This is a genomic window from Ochrobactrum sp. SSR (assembly GCF_030067775.1).
Taxonomy (GTDB): Bacteria; Pseudomonadota; Alphaproteobacteria; order Rhizobiales; family Rhizobiaceae; genus Brucella; species Brucella teleogrylli.
Genome location: NZ_CP125969.1, coordinates 696309 through 713666 on the forward strand (window position 1 = coordinate 696309; position 17358 = coordinate 713666).

Below are 17358 nucleotides of genomic sequence, written 5' to 3' on the forward strand. Positions count from 1 at the left end.
TCAGGATACCTGTAGCCAGCCGTCGATACCTTCGGCTGCGGCAACGCCCATTGCGAAACAGGCCGTTAAAAGATAGCCGCCGGTGGGTGCTTCCCAATCGACCATCTCACCGGCAACAAAGAGGCCGGGCATTTTCTGCAACATCTGATTCTGGTCGATCTCATCCCACACGATACCGCCAGCCGAAGAGATGACCTCATCTATCGGACGGGTACGCAGCAAAGGGACGCGAAGCGCCTTGATGGCATGCGCCAGCTTGTCAGGATTTTTATCGCGCAGATATTCAGCAACAAGCGCTGCCTTCACGCCGGTCAAGCCAGCGCCCTTCCGCAAAAGATTGCCAAAGCTGAGCTTGCTGTCCTGTCGTTCCAGATCGGCTTTGAGCCGCTCAACGCTACGCCCTGGCGCAAGATCGAGCACCAGATCGGCCCGCCCGTCTGCTTCCAGCGCGTCCCGCAAGGCGGCTGCGTGCGCGTAAACAAGGCCTCCTTCCACACCCGTTTTCGTGACGACGAACTCGCCCTGTGTGGTCCCCGCAACGCTTGTGATGGTGACGGATTTGACCGGTTCGCCTGCAAAACGGCTCACCAGATGCTCACTCCAGGCAACATCGAATCCGCAATTTGCGGAACGCAACGGCGCAATCGTAATGCCCTTCTCGGCAAAATGCGGCACCCAGGCGCCATTTGAACCGAGTTTCGGCCAGCTTCCGCCGCCAAAAGCAAATAGCGCAGCATCGCATTCGACGGTTTCGCGGCCTTTGGCCGTTTCCACAACAGGCCTATTGCCATCAAAGCCCACCCAGCGATGGCGCGTCAGCACCCGTACGCCTTGCGCTTCCAGACGGCGTCCCCATGCGCGCAGAAGCGGCGACGCTTTCATCGCCTTGGGAAACACCCGATCCGAGGAACCCACAAAGGTTTCAGCGCCAAGCCCGTCAGCCCAGTCGCGTAGTTGTTGAGGTCCAAACTTTTGCAGCATTGGCAGAAGCCGGGCATTGGCCGCGCCGAAACGGCTTGCGAAAACCGCGAAATCTTCCGCATGGGTGATGTTGAGGCCGGATTTTCCCGCCAGCAGAAATTTCCTTCCAACCGTCGGCATCTGCTCATAGACGGTCACGGCGTATCCGAGGGCAGATAGTTTTTCGGCTGCAATCAGTCCGGACGGACCGCCGCCGAAAACCGCAATGCGACCGCTACGCATGAGTGCTTTGCTGAAACGTGGACGTAAAATCCATCAGTCCTGCTTCTCCAGCATTTCCTTAACGGTAGTCGCCAACTGCTTGAGCGAAAACGGTTTTGGCAGGAATCCGAACTTTGCATCCGCTGGCAAGTTACGCGCAAAAGCATCTTCCGCATAACCGGAAACAAACACGAATTTGATGTCCGGATAGGTCTTGCGCAGCTCACGCAACAGCGTCGGGCCGTCCATTTCAGGCATGACCACGTCGGATACGACGATATCCACCTCGCCGCCCAGCTCTTCCATGATTTCCAGCGCTTCCACGCCGGAAGCCGCTTCATGCACCGTATAACCGCGCGACTGGAGCGCGCGCACGCCGCCCATACGCACGGCATCCTCGTCTTCCACGAGCAGGACGGTCGCGGAACCGGACAGGTCCGTTGCCTTTTCGACCTTCTTTTCCTTGACCGCGACGGGCGCGTCTTCGGCGCTCTTTTCCACGATAAGGCGCGGCAGGAAGATCTTGAAGGTCGTTCCCTTGCCGACTTCGGAATCGCAATAGATGAAGCCGCCGGTCTGCTTGATAATGCCGTAGACCATCGAAAGGCCAAGACCGGTGCCCTTGCCGACTTCCTTGGTGGTGAAGAACGGCTCGAAAATCTTTTCAAGCACATCGGCTGGAATGCCCGTGCCGGTATCTTCCACCTCGAAGACGACATAATCGGCTTCAGGAAGATCGCGATAGTTGAGCTTTGCCGCTTCATGGACGGGCACGTTGCGGGTCCGCAGCGTGATTGCACCGCCTTCAGGCATAGCATCGCGGGCATTGACGGCGAGATTGACCGCAACCTGCTCGAACTGGCCCAGATCGGCTTTGACTGGCCACAGGTCGCGGCCATGATCAATCTTCAGTTCGATATCCTTGCCGACAAGGCGCGCCAGCAACATGCGCAGATCGGCCAGAACATCGGTCAGGTCCAGCACTTCCGGACGCAGCGTCTGGCGGCGCGAGAACGCGAGAAGCTGGCGCACGAGCGAAGCGGCACGGTTTGCGTTCTGCTTGATGTTCATAATGTCCGGGAAAGACGGATCGGACGCGCGATGATTGGTCAGAAGCAGGTCCGACGACATGATGATTGCCGTCAAAACGTTGTTGAAATCATGCGCGATACCACCGGCAAGCTGGCCCACAGCCTGCATCTTTTGGCTCTGCGCCATTTGGTTTTCGAGCGCTTTCTGTTCCGTCGTTTCAACGGCGGAAATGATCGCGGCTTCTTCCGACGATTCCCCACCCATATCGCTGACCGGGCTCATATAGAAACGGATATGCCGTTCTTCATTGCCCGGAAGCACCGTATCGACGGGCGAGATACTCGCCTGTCCGGCAAATGCCGCAGCAAGCGCCTTGGTGAAGACTTCGCGGTCACGCTCATGCACGACATTTTCAAGCTTCACGCGGCGATCGACGGAATCGCGATCCACAACGGACGAGAAGATATCGAGGAAACGCGCATTGGTGCGCAGCGTGTGCCCCTGCGCATCGACGGCGGCAATGGCCATCGGCGCGGAATTGAAGAAGCGCGTGAACCGCACTTCTGCCGAACGCAGTGCAGCCGAGGAATCATCCCCCTCCGCACGATCCAGAACGATGGTGCGGCTGGTGCCGCGCGTCCCGTCGCGCGCCGCCTGCACACGATGATAAAAGCGCACGGCCAGACTCTGACCGTTGCGCTTGATGAGATCGAGATCGATCACCGTGTTGCGGCTGGTGCCGGGTTCGGCCTTGACGGCCTTGATCAGCGCCATGCCACTGCCCGCAACGATTTCGTTGAGCGTTAGCGAGCCCGGTGTGAAGGCTGTGAGATCGACGCCCAGCCACTCCGCCAACGTGGCGTTGAGATAGATGATGCGGCCCGACGGATCGGCAGAGAAGAAGCCTGCCGGTGCATGATCGAGATGATTGATCGCTTCCTGCAATTCCTGAAAGAAGCGTTCCTGTTCGGCGCGTTCTTCTGAAATGTCGGCAATCTGCCAGGCGACGAGCGGACCTTTGTAATCCTGCCCCGCTTCGATGGGACGAGCTTTGATCCGATACCAGACCGGTGCAAGCGAACCATGGGCTTCACGGGACAGCCCGCCAGACAGTCGCACTTCCTCCTGCCCGGAAAGACCGTCACGCACGGCATTCGTCAGACGGTAAATCGCGTCGGATGCTGCCGGTTCCGCCGTCAGCACATTGTCAAGCGAACGGATGCCGTCGGCATTAGCAACGCCGGTCATGTTGGCATAAGCCTGATTGGCATAAACGATCTGACCGCGAGAATCGGAGATGACAGTACCTTCCGGCTGCGAATCCATGAAGGAATGCGCCAGATCTTGCCCGCCTTTGCGCTGGCTGAACTGAATGAGTCCCGTGGCCGCGCCCAGAAGATAGAAGACGCCGACCATCGACAGAATGCCCATCAGGATAAGCGCGAAACCATCACCAATCCGGTCGCGAAACAGGAAGTAGACAACCGCCAGCCCGGTCAGCAAAAGGCCGACGATCAGCAGACGCAGCGCGCCGCTGGAATTGCGCTTCGGTGTAACGAGCGGTTTCGGATATGCGTTGTCCGTCTGTCGAGACATCAAGCCCACCGACCTTCCATACTGCATGACTGTTCTGCGCAGGCCGTGAATGTGCCGTGCATTGTTTCGATCAGCCAAGACGTCTTTTCACTCATTAAGCAACCCGATCCTGTCGCCACCCATCTTCTTGCGCGTTCTCCATAAACGATCGCGCAGCGGGGCGAAACGCCATGCATCTGGTATATCCGATTCGCAGAATGCGTTAATCGGCGAGCAGCACAAGCGTTGCTACACGGAAACGGTGTAAATGCGGTTGTTTTTCACCGTTTTGGTTGGGGATCATAGATTTCTCGCAATTCGATGGAACATTCCCAACGCTTGCAAATTCAACTACTGTCCTGGAAAGTGCAAGTTGCGCGATGATGCGGAATGTCGGGGGATGCACAATCTCCGCTCGTCGGGTTTTTCGAATATTGAATTTAAGAGGGTATCCGCATGAAGGAATGGCTCAGCGGCATCGTTGGAGAAAGCGCGGCTAATATTGTCGGCTTTATGCTTATATTTGCGATCATTCTCGGCGGAATTTTCGTTGTTTTGAGTATCATCCGCCGTTTTAGCGGTGGTACTTTCGTCTCGAACGGTCGGACACGCCAGCCGCGCCTCTCCGTCATGGATGCCGCAGCCGTGGATAGCCGCCGCAAGCTAGTTCTCATCCGTCGCGACGATGTCGAGCATCTGCTGCTTATCGGCGGCCCGACGGATGTGGTTGTCGAACAGAACATCGTTATGGAATCACGCGCCCATGCCCGCGTGCAGAACTCGCGTATCGAGCCGGAACATATCGAGCGTTTTCGTCAGCATGAAGCGACGATCACAAGCGACGTGAACGAGCGGCCAGCTTTGTCGTCACAAACATCCGCGCCAGAACCGACGCCGGCCAAGGATGAGGCGATCCAGCTGAGTTCGGCCATTGAAACGCCGGTCTACCGCAAACCGGAACCTCCGAAGGAAGAACCGGTCAGACACGAAGCCCCGCAAGTTGCTGCGCCGCGCGTACCACCGCGCCCGCCGGTGACACCAACGGTTACTCCCGCCGCCCCGCAGGCCCTGTTCGCCCTCCGGTCGCGCCGCCCGTACAGGCCGCACCACAGAATCGTCCGCAACCGCGCCCTGCACCCAATTATCCGCCGCAGCCGCGCACGGTGCTTCCAGCCCAGCCAGCACAGCCGTCGCAGCCGCCTGCCCGTGCTCATCCTGCCTATCCGCTGAGCCAGGTATCGCGCGGCGTGGTCAGCTCTACGTCAAACCTGGGAACCACCGCCGCAACAGCTGGCGCTGCTGCTGCAACGGTCGCCTCGGCAAATCTCGGCAGCATCGTGCCGGAGCGTGAACCGGTAGCCGCCGTGACAAACACGCCCACGCCTTCGCTCGACGTGACGAGCCCGTCCGTTTCGTCCACCGTGACACCGGATTTCAGCAATGTATCCGAACCGAAGCGCGTCGAGCCGGAAGTAGCAGTCGCCGCACCGGTCCAGCCCACAGCGGCAACGGAAGATGACGATCTGGAAGGACTGGGGGGTGCGTTACACGACGCCATTATGGCCGATCTTGAAACGGAAGTGACGCCGGTGAAGGAAGAAACGCCTGAACCGGAAGCGGATTTGACGACTGATTTCTTCGAAAGCGAACTTTTGAGCTCGCTTGACATCTCGGCAACCGACGACACGACGTCGGATGATATTGAAGATGAGATGGAAAAGCTTCTCGGTGAACTGACGAAGAACGAAACCCGCCCGTAAGCAGGCGGTTCTCGTTTCGGCCTAGAGCATTTCCAGCAAAAGTGCGAAGCCACTACGCAGGGAAATCAGTCCACTGGACTGATTTCTGATCCTGCTTCGATGCGTAGGATAATGCGTAAAGACAAATAGATAGAGCAGTTCTACGATTCCGTTTTAAGCGGAACCGCTCTAAAAGCGCCAGCGGTTATGCCGCTGGCGCTTTTAGTTTGGCGGGCATGCAAAAACAAAAGGCTGCGGTCACCCGCAGCCTTTGAAATTTCTCAAACCAACGTTATGTTTTAGTCGTCGCGATAAACTTTTTCACGACGCTCATGACGTTCCTGCGCCTCAATGGACAATGTCGCAATTGGGCGTGCATCCAGACGCTTCAGGCTGATCGGCTCGCCGGTTTCTTCGCAGAAACCATAAGTGCCTTCGTCAATCCGGCTCAGAGCCGCATCAATCTTGGAAATCAGCTTCCGCTGTCTGTCGCGAGCCCTAAGCTCGATTGCCCGGTCCGTTTCGGAGGATGCCCTATCCGCCAGATCGGGATGGTTTGCATTTTCCTGCTGTAGCGCATCAAGCGTTTCACGCGCTTCGCGAAGAATATCATTCCTCCAGGCGATTAGTTTCGCTCGGAAGTAAGACTTCTGCCGTTCATTCATGAACGGTTCGTCTTCAGTGGGCCTATAGTCAAGGTCGATTAATTCACTCATTCTGAATCACCCCACATCTAGGAGACGCGTGCGGTTATATAAGTCCATCGTCCAGTCGACACAACATCAAAGAAACGTATCCCACTACTTTTTAGTGCATCAATTTTGTGTGTATTTGCAAAAAATTTGTGCAAATGGCGCGCGCAACAGATACTCCGGCCATTATGTCTGGAAGATGACACAGAGGATTAAAAATAGATTGCAACGGGAAACATGATCTCAGCAATTCCGTTACCGTTGCTCTATTATGCCCAATAAATCAGCACCAATCCGCTGTGAAAAACGTCAGGCAACGGTGGAAAATTACGCCACACGATGCAGCAACCGCGCATTTTAGCGAAAATCATGGCAAAACATCTGTGTAGCCACGTTCGGGACGGTACAGATGAGTCGCTTGCTTCTCCTACGACATGCCAAAGCCGTCTGGGCAAAGCCCGGAATGAAGGATTACGACAGGCCGCTGGATGTGGAAGGCCACAACGCGCTCGACAGGCTCGCCGAGGCGATGCGCGCGACAGGCCTTCTGCCTGACCGCGTGGTGCTTTCCGGCTCCTGCCGTACGCGGGAAACCGCCTTCGGCCTGCAGACAAGGCTGGGCGTCGAGGTCGAAACCATCATAGACGACGAAATCTATAACGGCGGCGCAGCGGGAATATCTGCGCTCCGTTCGCGCGCATGGCGATGTCGAGACGCTGATGCTGGTCGGGCATAATCCGAGCATGGAAGATCTGGCGCTTGCCTTGTGCGCCAAAGGCGACCGGGAGAGCCTTGACCGTCTGCATGCCGGTTTCCCCACCGCCGCCCTCGCAACAATCATTTTTTCTGAAAAGCTGAGCGATCTCAGCCGCGAACACGGATTTCTTGAAAGTTTTCCGCAGCCGTGAGCTTGAACGGGATCCTGACGCGCCTTCGTCTTGCGAAAAGGGTTCGTCATCTTATTTATACGTGAACCGGGATTCACCCTGCGAGGACATCATTGGCAAAGCTTACCAGCATCGGCGACGAAGCCAAAATCGCACTGGACACACTGACGGAACGTGCGACCGGGCTTCTTTCTCCATCGCTGCGCCTTGGGGTGACGGGCCTGTCCCGCGCCGGTAAAACGGTTTTCATCACTGCACTGGTCCATAATCTCGTTCATGGCGGCAGGCTGCCGATGTTCGAAGCGTATAAGTCGGGGCGGATATCCCGCGCGCTTCTTGAGCCGCAGCCAGACGACGCTGTTCCGCGTTTTCAATATGAAGAACATCTGTCGGCGCTTATCGACGAACGCGTCTGGCCGGATTCCACTCGTGCCATTTCGCAGCTTCGTCTGACCATTGAGTATGAAACCGCATCAGCATGGGGGCGATGGCTGTCTCCCGGACGACTCTCGGTCGATATTGTCGATTATCCCGGCGAATGGCTGCTCGATCTGCCACTGCTCGGCAAGAACTATGCCGAATTCAGCGCAGATTCCTTCGCCTTGGCCAACGAACCGACCCATATCGATCTGGCGCAGCCGTGGCTGGCGGATGCCGCCTCGGTCGATCCAGCCGAAAAGGCGGATGAACTGACGGCGCAGCGGCTGGCAAAAAGTTTTACCGCCTATCTGCGGGCCGGAAAAGCGGACGAACGCGCATTGTCCACCCTGCCGCCCGGTCGCTTCCTGATGCCTGGCGATCTTGATGGCTCGCCTGCGCTGACCTTTGCGCCACTACCCAACCTTGCACCTGAAGACATCAAGGCCGGATCGCTCGCGGCCATGATGGAACGGCGCTATGAGGCCTATAAAACCTATGTCGTGAAACCGTTCTTTCGCGAGCATATTGCTCGGCTGGACCGCCAGATCGTGCTGATCGACGCGATGCAGGCCATGAATGCCGGAGGCGCCGTGGTGGCGGACCTCGAACGTGCACTGACCGATATCCTGTCCTGTTTCCGTCCCGGACGCTCCAATCTGCTGACCGGCCTTATCCAGCGCCGTATCGGGCGAATTCTGGTGGCCGCAACCAAGGCCGACCATCTGCATCATGAAAGCCATGATCGTTTGCAGGCCATTGTACGTCGTCTTGTAGAACGCGCCATCGAGCGCGCCAATTTTTCGGGCGCAGACATCGATGTTCTGGCCATGGCAGCCGTGCGCGCAACCCGCGAAGCGACTGTGACACAGGGAAAAGAGGTTCTTCCGGTCATCGTCGGGACGCCTCTCAAGGGCGAACGTATCGACGGCGATGTTTTCGATGGTGAAACAGAAACAGCTATATTTCCTGGAGACTTGCCAAAGAATCCTAATGCGATCTTTGAACAGGTTTCCACACCGGAAGACCCTGCCATTCGCTTCGTGCGGTTCCGCCCCCCGCGCCTTGAACGCACCGCCGAGGGTGTGACGCTATCGCTTCCTCATATAAGGCTCGACCGCGCCCTTCAGTTCCTGATCGGAGATCGTCTGGCATGAGCGATGACACACCGCGCAAACCGACCTCCTTCAAGGTTGCCCCCCAGCCACGCGTTCAACCGGTACCGGAAGCGCCTGACGAGACGCCGCGCCGACCCCGTGCCGTCAAAGATTTGGAGCAGATCGTCGTAGAGCCGGATATTTTCGAACTCAGCGACGAAGAAGCCGCCGAACTCGAAGTTCTTGATCCAGCCTTCGAAGCACCGAAGCGCAAGGGCTGGTTTGGCGGATGGTCGCTCGGCAAGATATTGACCGGCGCACTGGGTGTTCTGGTTTCTTTTGCCGTTGGCATCTGGACCGAAGATCTCATTCAGGCGCTTTTTGCCCGTGCAGGCTGGCTCGGCTGGACCGCTCTGGCGGTAGCACTCGTCGCCCTCGCCGCTTTCATCGCCATCATAACCCGTGAATTGCTGGCCCTGAGACGCCTCGCCTCCGTGCAGCATTTGCGCAGGGATGCGGCGGACGCCGCAGAGCGCGATGACATGGCGGCTGCGCGCAAAGCGGTCGATGAATTGCGCGCCATTGCGGCCAACCTGCCGGAAACGGCGCGTGGACGTCAGCTTCTGGACGGTTTGACCGACGACATCATCGATGGGCGCGATCTGATCCGACTCGCGGAAACGGAAATTCTGCGCCCGCTCGACCGTGAAGCGCGCGCGCTCATTCTCAACGCGTCGAAGCGCGTATCGATTGTGACGGCGATCAGCCCGCGGGCGCTTGTCGATATTGGCTATGTGATTTTCGAGATCGGCGCGGCTCATTCGCAGACTGTCGCAGCTTTATGGCGGCAGGCCCGGCACGCTTGGCTTTATCAAGCTCGCGCGGCGCGTTCTCGCCCATCTGGCCGTCACTGGCACCATTGCCATGGGCGACAGCGTGATTCAGCAACTGGTCGGGCAGGGTCTGGCGTCGCGGCTGTCGGCCAAGCTCGGCGAAGGCGTGGTGAACGGCCTCATGACGGCGCGGATCGGCATAGCGGCGATGGAGGTCGTGCGCCCCTTCCCGTTTAACGCTGAAAAGCGCCCCGGTATCAGCGATTTCATCGGCGATCTGGCGCGCGTCAATGGCGACCGAAACGCCGCGCCCAGGTCTGGCAAGGCCGCAGCGACCAAGGCCAAACCATGAGTTTTTTCCCGGAAAACCCACTGACTTCCAGCCCGATGAAAACCAAGCGTTAACCATTCGCGACGATTATTAGCGGATAGAAATCCTGCGTCAGAATCGCGTGATCTGGTCGTTTGGCACAATCCTGTTTCGGTGTGCCCATCCAGTCCGATTGTTTCTGATAGTGCCGGTTATTCCGGCTTTTTGCAGCGTATGACACGACATTCGGTCGTGACATACTGACCAACAACGATTAGGAATGGCGTCCAGTAAAGGTCGCAAATTCCGGGACAGAGCCGAATATGAAGAATTGCATCGCTGCCTGCCTGACGCTGCTGCCCGTCTCGCTTTCCGCTGCGCCGGTTCTGGCCGCAGACAAGGACAAGCAGTTTTTCCAGACGATCGAAGGCCAGTGGTCCGGCCCGGGCGAAATCGTTGCCGGCAAGTACAAGGGCACCAAATTCGTCTGCAATCTTGCTGGCACCACACCGGATGATGCCGTTGGCATGACGCTGGATGGCAGCTGCCGCGTCGGCGTCTTTTCGCAGCCCATGAAGGCTACCGTCACCCGCGTCGGCTCCGGCTATTCCGGCAAGTTCAATGATGGGTCGGAAGGCAAAGGCCTCGACGTTACGTCCGGTTCCGTCAGCGGCAACAAGATGGTGTTCGGCCTCAATCGCAAACAGCTGAACGGCGCCATGCTGGCCCGTATTTCCGATCAGAACACGATGAATGTCACCGTGTCGGTGCGTGTCGAAAAGGAACTCGTTCCGGTTATCGGCATGAGCCTCAAGCGCATTGATAATGTCGCCGTCGGCAGCATCGCCAAGAACTGACTTTTACAGTTTTATTGGTTCCACCAGCCCGCATCCGTGCGGGCTTTTTCTATTTCGGATGATGGAACGTCCGCTTTCCATTCTGCAACCGTTCGCCCGGCGACTTTCAAGGATGGTGCGATATCGCTGAGTGGCACAAGCACAAATGCCCGCTCCTGCATGCGCGGATGCGGCAACTGGAGTTCCGGCAGCGCCATCGCAACAGGCTGCCCGGCAGCATCTTGCATGGCCAGAATGTCGATATCGATGATGCGCGGCCCCCAACGCTCCAGCCGAACGCGTTTCAGCGAGCGCTCCACGTCGAGACATGTCGCGATCAGTTCCAGCGGTTCGAGCGTGGTTCGCAGCTCGGCGCAGGCATTGTGAAACCAAGCCTGATCGGTCTTGCCCCATGGCGGAGTGCGATAAACGGGTGAAACGGCGACCACACTCGTATCCGCGCGCGCATCCAGCATACGCAGTGCGCTGCCCATCGAAAGAATGGGGTCGTCAATATTGCCGCCGAGGCCAAGCCAGGCGCGATAGGGTCCTGCGACTGCGCTCACTGCGGATGAACCACCGTGACCTCAACATGATCCAGAACACCCGGCACTGGCGCATTGGGCTTGCGAATGGTGATTTCGGCGCGCTTGATTTGCGGAAACCGCTTGCTCAGAGCCTTGGCGACGTCAAGCGCCAGCGTTTCGATCAGATAGCGCTGGCGACCGGTGATGATTTCCTCGATCACAGTGAAAGCCGTTCCATAATGGACGGTCCCTTCAATATCATCGCTTTCCAGCGCATTGCCGGGATCGACATCCAGAATGGCGTCGACATAAAAACGCTGACCGAGTTTGTGTTCTTCATCGAACACGCCGTGGTGCGCAAAGAATGCGCAATTCATAATCCGGATCGTGTACACGGCTTCACTTTCTCATATTCTCGCTGCGCTTCACTTGCAGGATAGCATCCGCAACCGCAAGTGCGTCTCTATTAAAAGCGACATTGTGAACGCGAAAGATGTCGGCTCCTGCCAGTCGCAACGCAACCGAGGTCGCAGACGTAGCTATATCACGCTTCAAAGGGTCGGTCTCGCCCGTGATCGTGCCCACAAAGCGTTTGCGCGATGTGCCGACCAGCCACGGATAGCCGAAACGATGTAGTTCCTCCATCCGTGCCATCAAAATCACGTCGTCTTCGACGGTCTTGCCGAAACCGAAACCCGGATCAAGCATGATGCGGGATCGATCAATGCCCGCCGCAGATGCAACCTGCAGCGACTTGTTTAGAAAAACGGCGCGATCCTCGATGACATCAGGATCGGTTTCCCGCTCGCGGGTCGTATGCATGATGACAAGCCCTGCGCCCGTCTCGCGGGCAACATCGGCAATAGCCGGTTCGCGCTGCAACCCCCAGACGTCGTTGACGATATGCGCGCCAGCCTCCACCGCCGCTCTGGCCGTTGAAGCCCGATACGTATCGACTGAAATGATGCAGCCGAAACGTTCCGTCAGCGCCCGGATGACCGGCACGACGCGGGCCACCTCTGTTGCGGCATCGACGCTCTCAGCGCCCGGCCTCGTCGATTCACCGCCAACATCAATGATGGTGGCGCCGTCCTCGAGCATCTTTCCGGCAGCGGCAAGCGCCGTTTCGAATTCATTGTGATGCCCACCATCAGAAAAGGAATCCGGCGTAATGTTGAGAATGCCCATGATTACGGACTTTTCCCCGAACTCAAGGCTGCGCCCGTGAGCCAGTTGCCAGATTTTCGCCATTTCCGGATATTCCTGTATAGATGCTAATTAAGGCCCGCGATGCAACCAAGCTGGCCGAATGTCATTTAACCAAAGCGTTATAGTTCTCTTGACGTTTGCATGCCATGCTGCGACGGCAAAATATGAGTTTATTCCGAGTTTAGGAAAAAGGTGCCAGAATATGATTTTCAAAAAGCGGATTCTGGCTTTTGGCGCAGCTCTTGCAATCCTTGCATCTCAGGCCGACGCCGCATCGATCTTCCGTGAATTCAAATATTACACCGTCAATGGCAAGACAGCTGCCGAACTCGACAAGGCGCTCTCCCGCAGCGGCCCCTTTCTGAAGAAAACAGGACAGCATCATCCTGGCGCCGCTGAAATCCGATTCGACGCCAAAGTCCGCTATGGTCGTGCGCCGGGCAAGGCCTGCAAGGTGCAGGACGTCTATGTCAATGTTCACGCGAAAGTCTCGCTGCCGCGCTGGGCGCAGCGCCGCAAGGCGACAGCGGAACTGGCGCTGATCTGGGACACGCTCTATCAGGACATTCGCCGTCACGAGGAAAGTCATATCGTCATCGCGCGCAGCCATGCCAGCGAGATGGAACGACAGATCCGCGCCCTCCCCACCCGCTCGGACTGCGCCGTTTTGCGCAAGGATATCGACAGGATCACCGCCCGACTGATGGAAGCCCATGACGAAGCGCAGCAACGCTTCGACCGCGTCGAGACCATCAATTTTGAAAAGCGCTTCGAGCGGCTGCTGACCTATCGTCTTGAAAAGATGAATCAACTGCCGCGCTGATTCCTACGATCCGGCTTTATGCAACCTCTTGCGCACAGCCTGCGTCATGAGGGCGGCTTCATGAAAACCGCACAGGATTAGCTTCAGCTTGCCCGGATAATGGCAGGCATCGCCAATCGCATAGATATCGGGCTGTGAGGTCGCGAAAGTTTCAGGTGCGACAGCAATGGCATTGCCAGCCCTTTCCAAAGCGATTTCGGCCAATGGATCGGGCCGCACGATCTGGCCATCCGGTCCGAAAGCACCGAGACCCGAAGCGATCACCACGGCATCCGCCGCAAATGAAGCATCGTTGGCCGTCGTCAGGACAAGGCGATCTCCAGCGCGTTCCAACGTCGTGACGGTCTGACCGTAATGGAATGTGGGTTCGTAGGGCGCGATCTGTTCCAGGAGCCGGGAAACCAGCTCGTCGCCCATGATCGTGGGGAAACCCGGAATATCGAAGATTGGCTTGTCGGGATAGAAGGCGGAACATTGTCCGCCCGGCCGATCCAGCGCGTCGATAAGCTGACATCTGAACCCGAACAGGCCGAGCTGGAATACGGCGAAAAGTGCAACAGGCCCTGCCCCGATGATCGCTATATCATTCTTTATAACGATCCCCGGAGCAGCCGCCATTTTCTTAGTTCTGGCGTTCCGGCACCTGAACGACGAGACCGTCGATCTCATCGGTCACGCGGATCTGGCAGGACAGACGCGAAGTTGGACGCACCTCATAGGCGAAATCCAGCATGTCTTCTTCCATCGGATCAGGCCCGCCAACCGTTTCCGTCCACTCTTCATCAACATAGACGTGGCAGGTAGCACAGGCGCATGCGCCACCGCATTCGGCGTCGATGCCCGGAATGCCATTGCGAATGGCCGCTTCCATCACGCTGGAACCGTTATCGGCCTCAACTTCGGTACGTGTCGCGCCGTCAGCAGATACGAATACGATCTTGGTCATTTTCATTCCTTGAAACGCGTGAAGCCACGCGATCTTTTATCCCTTGCGATGGATCACCTGAAATTGGGATCTGCACGCATAATCTCGCAATGGCAGATACGGCGTTCCGGCCTTAGTTTCAACTGCAAGAGCCCCGTTAAGCCCAACTGCGCCAATATGCCGTGTTTTATAATGTATAAGCGGTGCGCAAGCGCCGATATAATGGGTTTTCTGCAAAACTCCGCCTTGCCGTTGCGCAAGTTTGCGGCATATGATGACAAGATGGGAATGCAGACATGTCGGATGGACGAATCCTGCACCCGGCAAATACAGCTTATAATTGCGCTATCGGATATCGAATTCGAGATACGAGCAATTTTGTTAACGAATTTGCATCGCCTTTCGAACTGCAAAAAGCGACCCCTGCTGATTTCCACAACTTGCTGATAATTGCAAAAAGCCCGAAAACACCGCATTTTTATGAACCCAAGCGTTTTCTGTTAACCTTGTATTTAAAGTTTTAGGCATCAGCGGGTGTCGCCTATTTCCTTAACAGGACCGAGCCGATACGATGCAAAATGGCGGATAAAGTTTAGTAACGGCTCTTTGACGATCCGGCCGTCACGGTAATTGAGTACGAGGTAGGCGAACAATGGCTTCCAAATCCAAGGCACAAAAGCTCGACCTTGAGGTTGAAAAGGCACTAGAACAGGCACTCGACATCGACTTCGGCGATGATCTCGATATCGATATGGATTTAAGTGCGTTCGACGAGAGTTTTTCGGTCGACGATCTGGAAGAGCAGATTTCGCGCGCCGCTGAAGAGCTGGTCGCGGAACAGAAGACGAAAGCCGCTGAACCCGAAAAGGTCGCAGCCGTGGCAGCCGAAACCAAGGTCGCTCCGATCGTTTCTGCATCCGTTATCGCCACGCCTGCAGCACCACCCGTACCGCCGGTGGTCAAGGCCGTGTCTTCCACACAGCAGCCCCTGCAGCAGATCGTCGCCAATACGCCGCATAAGCCGACCCCGATCAAGCCCGACACGACGCAAGCCGCTCCTTCGCCTCAGGTAGCAGATGTGCCGGAAGCGCCGGAAGCAATCCTGCGCCCTGTTGCACCGGCAGCGACCGTCAGCGTTGCAGCGCCTGCCGCACGCACACCCGCCAACGATGATTCGCGCAACGATCGTGCTATCGCAACCGCGCCGCGCCGCGTGACCGAGCGCACATCCAAGCTTTACTGGACCACCACAGCCATCAGCGTTTTGTGGGCAGCCGGTGGCGTCGCACTCGGCAAGGCCATCGATCCGGCTGTTTTCTCCAGCCTTGAGGCCACCAAGAACTTCTTCACCTCGCCCGCAGGCATTGGTGTGGTTGCAGGCGTCGCCCTGCCCGTTGCCATGTTCTGGGGCTTTGCGCAGCTTGTGAAGCGCGCGCAGGAAATGCACAACGCCGCACGCAGCATGTCTGAAGCGGCGATGAAGCTGCTTCAGCCCGAAGCCGTATCGGCTGATCGTGTTTCGACGCTGAGCCAGGCTGTGCGTCGCGAAGTGGCTGCCATGAACGAAGGCATCGAGCGCACACTCGCCCGCGCCGTCGAGCTGGAAACCCTCGTTCAGTCCGAGGTCAATCAGCTTGAACGCGCCTATAGCGATAATGAAGTTCGCATCCGTTCGCTGGTCGGCGATCTGGGCAATGAGCGCGAAGCCGTCGTCAGCCACGCTGAACGCGTTCGCTCGTCGATTTCCGGCGCCCACGAACAGCTCAAGGAAGAACTGTCGAGCGCATCCAACATCATCCGCGATAATGTTCTGTCTGCTTCCCAGCAGCTCAGCTCGCTGTTGAGCGAATCCGGCGAACGTCTAATCGGCAGCATCAATGAGAGCGGCAGCTCCATTGCCGAAGCCATCGAAACCCGCACGGGTGACATCGGTTCGCGCATCACGACCTCGGGCGAGGCTTTTGCCAATCTGCTCGATACGCGTATCGCAACGCTGGACGAACAGTCCCGCACGATCTCCGAACGCTTCACGACGGCTCTCGATGAACGCGCCGCTGGCATTGCCAATCTGCTTGGCAGCTCGACGCAATCGATGGTCAGCGAATTCGACACGCGCCTTGCCAATCTGGAAGGCACCTTGTCCGAACGCGGTCATGCCCTGCTTTCCGAGTTTGAGGCACGCGCTCATGCACTTGACAGCAGCACAGAGAAGCTCAACGCCGCTCTGGAAACACGCTCGCGTCAGATCAACGAGAACCTCATCGCCCGCACCCGTGAAATTGCCGAGACCTTCTCCGGCGGTCGCGCTTCGCTGAGCTCGATGATCGACGAAACCAAGACGAAGATCAGCGACGATCTGACCTCTATCGGTGAAAGCGTCGGCAATCTTCTCGGTGAAAAGGCAGCCGCCTTTGCAGGTAAGCTGGCAGAAAGCCGCGATGTGCTGGCTGCTTCGCTCGAAGGCGAAACCGACCGCGTGTCGGCAGTCATTCGCGGACATGCCGATACGCTGGCAGCCCGCACCGATGACATCCGCAATGCGATTGACGGTAGCGCATCGGCGCTCAACTCCGTCGCGGATAACCATGCGGCCATTCTGGCTGAGCGCACCAATGCGCTGCAGCAGGCAATGGCGAGCCATTCGGCACAGCTGGATAGAAGCTTTGCCGATCACGCCCGTTCGCTGGAAGAACGCGCTTCCGCCCTGCATACGGTCATCACCGGCAATCAGGCCATGCTTGCTCAGCTGATGGATGAGCGCACGGCGGCAATGCGCGATAATTTCAACGAAAATCGCGAAATCATGGCGCGCGCATTCGATGACCGCGTCAATTCGCTTCAGGCCCTGATTGCCGACAACCAGGCTTCGCTGGCGCGCATTCTGGACGAACGCGCGGCAACGCTCGGCCAGTCCATTGCCGCCGGACGCGAGGCTTTCGAAGCAACGCTTGGTGATCATGTTCGTCAGGTGGAGGAACGCACGAGTGGCCTCCGCGCCGTCCTGAGCAACCATAACGACTCGCTGGTCGATATTCTGAACGGCCATGAGCAGACGATTGAAACACGTGCCGCAGCAATCCGCGCAACGCTGAGCGACAGCACTGCCTCGCTCAACCAGTCGCTGCAAGACCATAGCGATGTTCTGGATCAGCGTACCGCCAATCTGCGCGGCGCGATTGCCGACAGTGCTTCGGCAATCGGTCAGGCGTTCGAAGGCCAGACCGGCATTATCGAAGGACACACGGCCAATCTCCGCAGTGTCATCGCCGAAAGC

The 17358-nt window shown here is 57.6% G+C and carries 11 protein-coding genes and 4 pseudogenes; 7 read left to right on the forward strand and 8 right to left on the reverse strand.

Translation table 11 applies throughout. The features are described 5' to 3' along the window. Complete coding sequence (locus QLQ11_RS03340) at positions 1-1203, reverse strand: TIGR03862 family flavoprotein (protein WP_121536131.1); 1203 nt, start codon at positions 1201-1203, stop codon at positions 1-3. Positions 1204-1236: 33 nt separating this feature from the next. Next, positions 1237-3837: a cell cycle histidine kinase CckA gene (gene cckA / locus QLQ11_RS03345; protein WP_371830780.1), complete on the reverse strand. Its 2601-nt coding sequence runs from the start codon at positions 3835-3837 to the stop codon at positions 1237-1239. A gap of 408 nt (positions 3838-4245) precedes the next feature. On the opposite strand from cckA, the pseudogene QLQ11_RS03350 reads away from it, so the two are divergent. Then, positions 4246-5549, forward strand: a pseudogene (locus tag QLQ11_RS03350) (hypothetical protein). A gap of 278 nt (positions 5550-5827) precedes the next feature. On the opposite strand, the gene dksA reads toward QLQ11_RS03350, so the two are convergent. Further along, positions 5828-6244, reverse strand: a complete 417-nt coding sequence (gene dksA / locus QLQ11_RS03355) for an RNA polymerase-binding protein DksA (RefSeq protein WP_109368939.1) — start codon at positions 6242-6244, stop codon at positions 5828-5830. A gap of 385 nt (positions 6245-6629) precedes the next feature. On the opposite strand from dksA, the pseudogene QLQ11_RS03360 reads away from it, so the two are divergent. The 4 genes and pseudogenes from QLQ11_RS03360 (at position 6630) to QLQ11_RS03375 (ending at position 10621) form a co-directional block, all read left to right on the forward strand. Next, positions 6630-7128 (forward strand): annotated as a pseudogene (locus QLQ11_RS03360) (histidine phosphatase family protein). 92 nt (positions 7129-7220) lie between these two features. Continuing rightward, positions 7221-8681, forward strand: a complete 1461-nt coding sequence (locus tag QLQ11_RS03365) for a YcjX family protein (protein WP_109368937.1) — start codon at positions 7221-7223, stop codon at positions 8679-8681. Then, a pseudogene (locus QLQ11_RS03370) lies at positions 8678-9806 on the forward strand (YcjF family protein). The gene QLQ11_RS03365 and the pseudogene QLQ11_RS03370 overlap by 4 nt, the downstream one beginning before the upstream one ends. Before the next feature lie 281 nt (positions 9807-10087). Further along, positions 10088-10621, forward strand: coding sequence for a hypothetical protein (locus QLQ11_RS03375; RefSeq protein WP_109368935.1), 534 nt, complete (start codon positions 10088-10090; stop codon positions 10619-10621). An 11-nt stretch (positions 10622-10632) separates the two neighbouring features. On the opposite strand, the gene folK is transcribed toward QLQ11_RS03375, so the two are convergent. The 3 genes from folK to folP form a co-directional block, all read right to left on the reverse strand. After that, positions 10633-11094, reverse strand: a complete 462-nt coding sequence (gene folK, locus QLQ11_RS03380; RefSeq protein ID WP_235858880.1) for a 2-amino-4-hydroxy-6-hydroxymethyldihydropteridine diphosphokinase — start codon at positions 11092-11094, stop codon at positions 10633-10635. 68 nt (positions 11095-11162) lie between these two features. Continuing rightward, positions 11163-11522: a dihydroneopterin aldolase gene (gene folB / locus QLQ11_RS03385; RefSeq protein WP_109368933.1), complete on the reverse strand. Its 360-nt coding sequence runs from the start codon at positions 11520-11522 to the stop codon at positions 11163-11165. A 4-nt stretch (positions 11523-11526) separates the two neighbouring features. Further along, complete coding sequence (folP, locus tag QLQ11_RS03390; RefSeq protein ID WP_109368932.1) at positions 11527-12378, reverse strand: dihydropteroate synthase; 852 nt, start codon at positions 12376-12378, stop codon at positions 11527-11529. 160 nt (positions 12379-12538) lie between these two features. Here folP and QLQ11_RS03395 point away from each other — a divergent pair, with 160 nt between their 5' ends. Further along, positions 12539-13159, forward strand: a complete 621-nt coding sequence (locus tag QLQ11_RS03395; protein WP_109368931.1) for a DUF922 domain-containing Zn-dependent protease — start codon at positions 12539-12541, stop codon at positions 13157-13159. 3 nt (positions 13160-13162) lie between these two features. Here the strand turns inward: QLQ11_RS03395 and QLQ11_RS03400 are convergent, their stop codons facing one another. Beyond that, on the reverse strand, positions 13163-13777 hold the full coding sequence (locus tag QLQ11_RS03400; protein ID WP_109368930.1) for an NAD(P)/FAD-dependent oxidoreductase: 615 nt from the start codon (positions 13775-13777) through the stop codon (positions 13163-13165). A gap of 4 nt (positions 13778-13781) precedes the next feature. After that, positions 13782-14105 carry a 2Fe-2S iron-sulfur cluster-binding protein gene (locus QLQ11_RS03405; protein ID WP_109370221.1) on the reverse strand — a complete coding sequence of 108 codons (324 nt, stop codon included), beginning with the start codon at positions 14103-14105 and terminating at the stop codon, positions 13782-13784. Positions 14106-14713: 608 nt separating this feature from the next. On the opposite strand from QLQ11_RS03405, the pseudogene QLQ11_RS03410 reads away from it, so the two are divergent. Then, positions 14714-17307: pseudogene (locus tag QLQ11_RS03410) on the forward strand (kinesin); the annotation flags it as partial. Between the last annotated feature and the right edge of the window lie 51 nt (positions 17308-17358).

What these genes read in the sequence shown, in the direction of transcription:
- QLQ11_RS03340 (WP_121536131.1), bottom strand. Translation starts at nt 1,203, where the DNA reads ATGCGTAGCGGTCGCATTGCGGTTTTCGGCGGCGGTCCGTCCGGACTG.
- cckA (WP_371830780.1), bottom strand. Translation starts at nt 3,837, where the DNA reads ATGCAGTATGGAAGGTCGGTGGGCTTGATGTCTCGACAGACGGACAAC.
- dksA (WP_109368939.1), bottom strand. Translation starts at nt 6,244, where the DNA reads ATGAGTGAATTAATCGACCTTGACTATAGGCCCACTGAAGACGAACCG.
- QLQ11_RS03375 (WP_109368935.1), top strand. Translation starts at nt 10,088, where the DNA reads ATGAAGAATTGCATCGCTGCCTGCCTGACGCTGCTGCCCGTCTCGCTT.
- folK (WP_235858880.1), bottom strand. Translation starts at nt 11,094, where the DNA reads ATGGGCAGCGCACTGCGTATGCTGGATGCGCGCGCGGATACGAGTGTG.
- folP (WP_109368932.1), bottom strand. Translation starts at nt 12,378, where the DNA reads ATGGCGAAAATCTGGCAACTGGCTCACGGGCGCAGCCTTGAGTTCGGG.
- QLQ11_RS03395 (WP_109368931.1), top strand. Translation starts at nt 12,539, where the DNA reads ATGATTTTCAAAAAGCGGATTCTGGCTTTTGGCGCAGCTCTTGCAATC.
- QLQ11_RS03400 (WP_109368930.1), bottom strand. Translation starts at nt 13,777, where the DNA reads ATGGCGGCTGCTCCGGGGATCGTTATAAAGAATGATATAGCGATCATC.
- QLQ11_RS03405 (WP_109370221.1), bottom strand. Translation starts at nt 14,105, where the DNA reads ATGACCAAGATCGTATTCGTATCTGCTGACGGCGCGACACGTACCGAA.